Here is a 5280-nt window from a genome sequence, read left to right on the forward strand (position 1 = left end):
CCGAAAAAAGGCTGATTTGAAATTGTTACGGACGCAGTGGACGCTATTTGTCGTTTCCATGCCCGAATATCAGGGAAAATGCGAAAATAGGCTCTCCTACGACCGTTAGAATCGCAAAGCAGGCAATTTGCGCAAAATAAGCTTTTCTACGACCGCTAAAATTTGCAATCCGGCAAACCGGTTGAGTTTCCGCCGCAAGTTTTATAGGTTGCGATGGCAAGGTTGGAAATTCAGCACTGCAAATGCCTTGCTTTTGTGCGGGCATGGCGGCTAGAATAAAGGATGGAGGCGGAAAGGGGCGAAAAGGGATGACGGAAAAAGAACAAAAAACTCCGGCAAATCTTTACATATTGAAGCTTTCGTTCGCCTTTTTTGCGACAGGTCTTGCGGTTTTTCTGTCGACAATGGGCGTGATGGCCGTATTTCTGCCCGCTCTCGTGCGCCTGCAATCGTTTCAGACCGCGGAAGGGATGCTGCTCGCGCATTTGTTGGTGTTGGGGTGGGCGACCATGATCGCCATGGGCGCGAGTTTCCAAATTACCCAGGTGATCATGCGCACGACGCTGTTCAGCAGAACGCTTGGTTTTATCCAATTCGCTTTATACGTTGCGGGCTTTGTCCTGTTGTTGGGCGGATTTTTGGCGGACGCGCGGCTGATCGTTTACGGCGGCGTTCTTCTTTCGCTTGGCGTCTTTTTATATACCGGCAATCTGGGTATAACGTTTTACCGCAAACGCGAATGGAATCCGTTTGTACTAGGCGTTTCGCTCAGTTTGTTGGACCTTTTGGCCACGGTTCTCTTAGGAATCGTGATGGGGCTGCGATTTGCGTATGGATTTGGCGCCGAAAATCATGCGGCGGTATTTGGCAGCCATCTGTGGCTTGGTCTGGGCGGCTGGTTGTCCGGGCTCATCATTGTTTACAGCTTCAAGCTGTTGCCGATGTTTTTCGTGTCCGCGAAAAAAGTCGGCCGGGAGGCTTACTGGATCATCGGCGGCGCGCAGGTTGGCGTTTGGCTGCACGCGGCTTCGTTGTGGTCCGGTTATTCCGCAATCGCGATCGCGGGCGATTTGTGCCTGCTCGGCGCGCTTGGCTGGTTTGCCGTGTTCGCGTGGCAGGTGCGGCGGCAAAGCCGCAGCAAACAGCCGGTCGGGGCCGTGCGGGTGGCGCTGTTGTGGGTGCCGGCGGTATTTTTCCTGTATCTTGTTTGGACTGTGCTTGACTGGCTTAACATAAGCGGCGATATGTTTGTTACATTCGTGATTATTCTGGTGATTTTAGGGTGGTTTTCGTCCACGATTCTCAGTTACCTGTCCAAAATTTTCCCGTTTTTGTGGTGGGCGAAGCGTTATCGGACAAGGGAAGAGAAAAAAAGCGCGCCGTTGTTGTCGGAAATGCTGCCGGAGGCGCGCATGACCTGGGAATTATGCATATTTCTCGCAGGCGTCGGCGTCGTTGCGGCAAGCTTTTTATTGGGTTCGCCGGGAGTCGCCGTCATCGGACAAATCGTTGCCCTTATAGCGGCAATCGTTTATTTCGTCGAACTGATGCGGGTTTTCCGCTTCTGACGCCGGCTGAAATCGGGAGTGAACGGTTTTGAAATGGGACGGGCATACGCATACGCATTTTTGCAAGCACGGCAGCGCGGCGCATTTGCGCGTGTATTTGGATCAAGCGGTTGCGCTGGGGTTTGAACGCTATACCGTGAGCGAGCATCCGCCATTGCCGGCGGGCTGGATTGCCGATCAGGCTTTGTTTGCCGAATTGGCGATGAAGATGGACGAACTGCCGGATTATTTGGCGTGCGTTGCCGAAGCGAAAAAAGCCTATGAAGGCAAGCTGGATGTGCAAATCGGACTGGAGCTCGACTATTTGTCCGGCAATGAATCGTTCACCGAGCACATCGTGGAAAAATGCGGCGACATGCTGGAAGATGCCGTCGTATCCGTGCATTTTTTGCCGGGCGAAGGCGGGATGCGCTGCGTGGATTTCACGGCGGATGATTTTCGCGACGGGTTGCTGCGATATTACGGAACGATGGACGCGGTTGCGGAGGAATACTACAATCATGTGGAAAAAGCGATCGAACAGGCAAGCGCTTGGCCGTTTCGCACGCGGATCGGCCACATCAACCTGATCGAGAAATTCCTCCTTGCGCTTCCCGGGATCGATGAGGGCCTGATCAGACGCCGATTGACCGGTATCATCGCAAAACTGAAGGCGGCCGGCGTCGGCGTCGATGTGAATGTCGCGGGCTTTCGCAAGGACACATGCGGCAAAGCATACGCGCCGGCGTGGTTTATCGAAGCGTGCATGGCGGAAGGAATCGCTTGCGTATACGGTTCGGACGCCCATCAGCCGCATGATGTCGGCAGAGACTGGCTGTGGTACGCCGAAACGACAAAAAAAATCACAAAGGATAACGTCAACCGGGATCATGCCATCCGGGGACAGGCCAATATCAGCCATGGCAACGGTTCAACCGGATGACATTCCGGGACAACCGCGGCAGCACGGCCTGCAACAAGCCGTCTTTGCATTCCGCAACCCTTCCGCATGGGGGATGACTTGATGGGGATTGCTGAACGTGTTGATACTTTTTATATCCGGATTTTCCAATACGATGTGTTCGGAAACGGCGTAATTCGGAAAACCGCGCAATGCGCAATCGACGAGCATGCTCTTTGTTGGATGCTTGTTGACGGCGAAAACGGTTAATTCGGACCGCTTTGCTTTTGGAAAAAAAAGCCTTGCAAGTTCCCCCAAATCATGTTATATATCAGGTGAGGGATCAAAACGTTTAAATTAAAATTCGTATAAATGCCCTGTAAGCGCTTTTATTTCGATAAATATTTTGCATTCTTGCGCTGTTTTTGTGCAGACACCATGAAAAGCTACGAAACATACCAAAATATACTTTAAAATTTAAACGTTTAAATTCTCTTAATAATTTTGCCGGAGGCGGTCAACCGAAGGGAAACGGGCGAATGATGCCGATTGACAACATGATCTGCTTATGCGTCGATGCTAAACGTTTTTCACAAAAAAGCCGGAATTTCCGAAGAATTGTGTCAAACGTTTAGATAAATAAAACAGTTCAAATTTATGAAGGGAGAACGGGTCAAATGAAAGCAGGAAAGAGGCTTGGGGCAGTACTTATCGCGGCTATACTCGTATTTGGCGTAATAGGCTGCGCGAAAAACGGGGCAAACACGACAACGGGAGGAGACGTATCAAATTCGTCTGCGACATCGGCGCCCGGAGGCGGGCAAAAAACCGAGAAGGTCAAGATCACCTACTCCATGTGGGGCAGCGAAGAGGAAGGAAAGACAACCCAGGCGACGGTAGACAAGTTCAACGCCTCGCAGGACAAAATCGAAGTCGAAGTGGTGCCGATTCCGTGGGAAAATTACATTACGAAGTTAAATGCGATGGCAACGGCAGGCCAGTTGCCGGATACGGGGATGTTGAAGGAGGATGCCGTCATCCAGTGGTCCTCCGAGGGCATGCTGAATGATGTCAGCTCTATGTATGAAGGAAGCGACAGCAAGCCGCTGGACAGTCTGGCATACAAATATCAGGGCAAAACCGTAGCCTACGCTTCCGCCAATGAAGTCCTCCTTCTTTATTACAACAAAGATTTGTTCGATAAGGCGAAAGTGCCCTATCCGCCGGCCACTTTGGATAAAGCATGGACATGGGAAGAATTCGTGGAAGTGGCCAAGAAGTTGACGCTTGACAAGAATGGCAAGCATCCCGGAGAAGACGGCTTTGATCCGCAGAACATCGTACAATATGGCGCATCCGTTGAAAATCTGCCGTGGCAGTTGGAAACCTGGACGCTTAGCAATGGCGGCGGATTCTACTCAAACGACGGAAAAGAGGTCAGAATCGGAGAAGACGCCAGCATCGAAGCCATCCAGAAAGTTGCGGATCTGTACTTGAAAGATCATGTCGCCCCGTTGTCCGTCGGGCAAACCGATGACGGCATTCAGCGCACCATCATTACCGGGAAGGTCGCCATGGCGACGAACGGCGCGTGGAACGTCGGAACCAGCCTGAATACGGCTAAAGCGGAAGGGTTGAATTATGGCGTAGCCGTATTGCCATACATGAAGGAAAAAGTTACGCTGAACACAGGCGGCGCAAATGTCGTATTCGCCCAGACCAAACATCCGGCCGAAGCGATGGAATTCCTCAAATGGTACAATTCCGAAGAAAACAACTGGGGACTCATCGAATCGGGGATCTGGATGCCGACGTTGGAAAAATGGTATATGGATGAAACACTTACACATAAATGGGTCGACAATCCGAATTTCCCGCCGTATGACGAATACAAATCCGCGGTAGTCGATTATGCGCGATCGTCCGCCGCAAGACCCGCTTCCTGGTTCTATACGAATTATACGACGGACTTCAACAACTTGCTTGGGTCGATTCTGGGGGACGTTTGGACCGGAAAAACGACCGCCAAGGAAGCCATTACCAAAAATCTCGAGGCGTTGAAAGCGGCGCATTCAGGCAACAAATAACGAATCGGAGGGATGACCGCCATGGTCGCATAAATGGCGGTCATCCTTGAAAGGCGAGGTGGAAAGCGAGATATGGACACGATCAACAAAGCGCGAAAGCGCCGTTCCCGCATTCATTCCAGCGAGGAACGCGTTGCTTACGTATGCCTGATACCGGCTTTTCTGGGTCTGATTTTCCTGACATATTTGCCTCTGTTGGGTGTGTTGGGCATCAGTTTGACGAATTGGACAGGATTATCGGATCCCGAATTCGTCGGACTTGATAATTATATCAGGCTATTTACCATTGATCCTTATTTGCAAGACTCGATTGTCGCGACGGTTTACTTCGCCTTTTTGTCCGTAGCCGGAAGCATGATTTATTCGCTTTTCATCGCGGTATTGTTGAATCGGAAAATTCCGGCGAGAGGTTTTTTCCGGGCCGTATTTTATGTGCCGTTTGTTTTGCCAGCCGTCGCCATCTACGTAGGATGGTCCTGGCTGTACGAAGCGAATTTCGGTTTCTTCAACTTCCTTCTATCCGAAATGGGATTGAAAAAAATTCTCTTTATCGCCGATTCCAAGTATGTCGTCCCGTCTCTTTCCCTGATTGCGGTATGGCTGGCGGGGAACCTGATCGTTATCTTTTTGGCCGGGTTGCAAAACGTGCCGAGCGTATATCATGAGGCGGCTGAAATGGACGGCGCGAACAATTGGCAGCGCTTCCGGCATGTCACGATACCTTTCATGACGCCGATTATTTTTT

General features: G+C 51.0%; 5 protein-coding genes. All 5 read left to right on the forward strand.

What is annotated here, in order from left to right; all coding sequences use genetic code 11:
* The first annotated feature begins 308 nt into the window (after nt 1-308).
* Complete coding sequence (locus VF260_08355; GenBank protein ID HEX7057190.1) at nt 309-1568, forward strand: hypothetical protein; 1260 nt, start codon at nt 309-311, stop codon at nt 1566-1568.
* Nucleotides 1569-1596: 28 nt separating this feature from the next.
* The gene (gene hisJ / locus VF260_08360) at nt 1597-2490 is read left to right on the forward strand and encodes a histidinol-phosphatase HisJ (GenBank protein HEX7057191.1); all 894 of its coding nucleotides are present in this window, start codon (nt 1597-1599) and stop codon (nt 2488-2490) included.
* Between the two features lie 81 nt (nt 2491-2571).
* The gene (locus VF260_08365; protein ID HEX7057192.1) at nt 2572-2718 is read left to right on the forward strand and encodes a hypothetical protein; all 147 of its coding nucleotides are present in this window, start codon (nt 2572-2574) and stop codon (nt 2716-2718) included.
* 407 nt (nt 2719-3125) lie between these two features.
* A complete protein-coding gene (locus VF260_08370) occupies nt 3126-4535 on the forward strand; it encodes a sugar ABC transporter substrate-binding protein (GenBank protein HEX7057193.1) in 1410 nt (469 codons plus the stop codon).
* Nucleotides 4536-4607: 72 nt separating this feature from the next.
* Nucleotides 4608-5280 (forward strand): sugar ABC transporter permease (locus tag VF260_08375; GenBank protein HEX7057194.1); only part of this gene is annotated, 673 nt, incomplete at its 3' end.

This window comes from Bacilli bacterium (genome assembly GCA_036381315.1).
Classification (GTDB): domain Bacteria; phylum Bacillota; class Bacilli; order Paenibacillales; family KCTC-25726; genus DASVDB01.

Bases quoted from the DNA above. Each gene is read 5' to 3' on its own strand.
- VF260_08365 (HEX7057192.1), top strand. From the start codon at position 2,572: ATGGGGATTGCTGAACGTGTTGATACTTTTTATATCCGGATTTTCCAA.
- VF260_08355 (HEX7057190.1), top strand. From the start codon at position 309: ATGACGGAAAAAGAACAAAAAACTCCGGCAAATCTTTACATATTGAAG.
- VF260_08370 (HEX7057193.1), top strand. From the start codon at position 3,126: ATGAAAGCAGGAAAGAGGCTTGGGGCAGTACTTATCGCGGCTATACTC.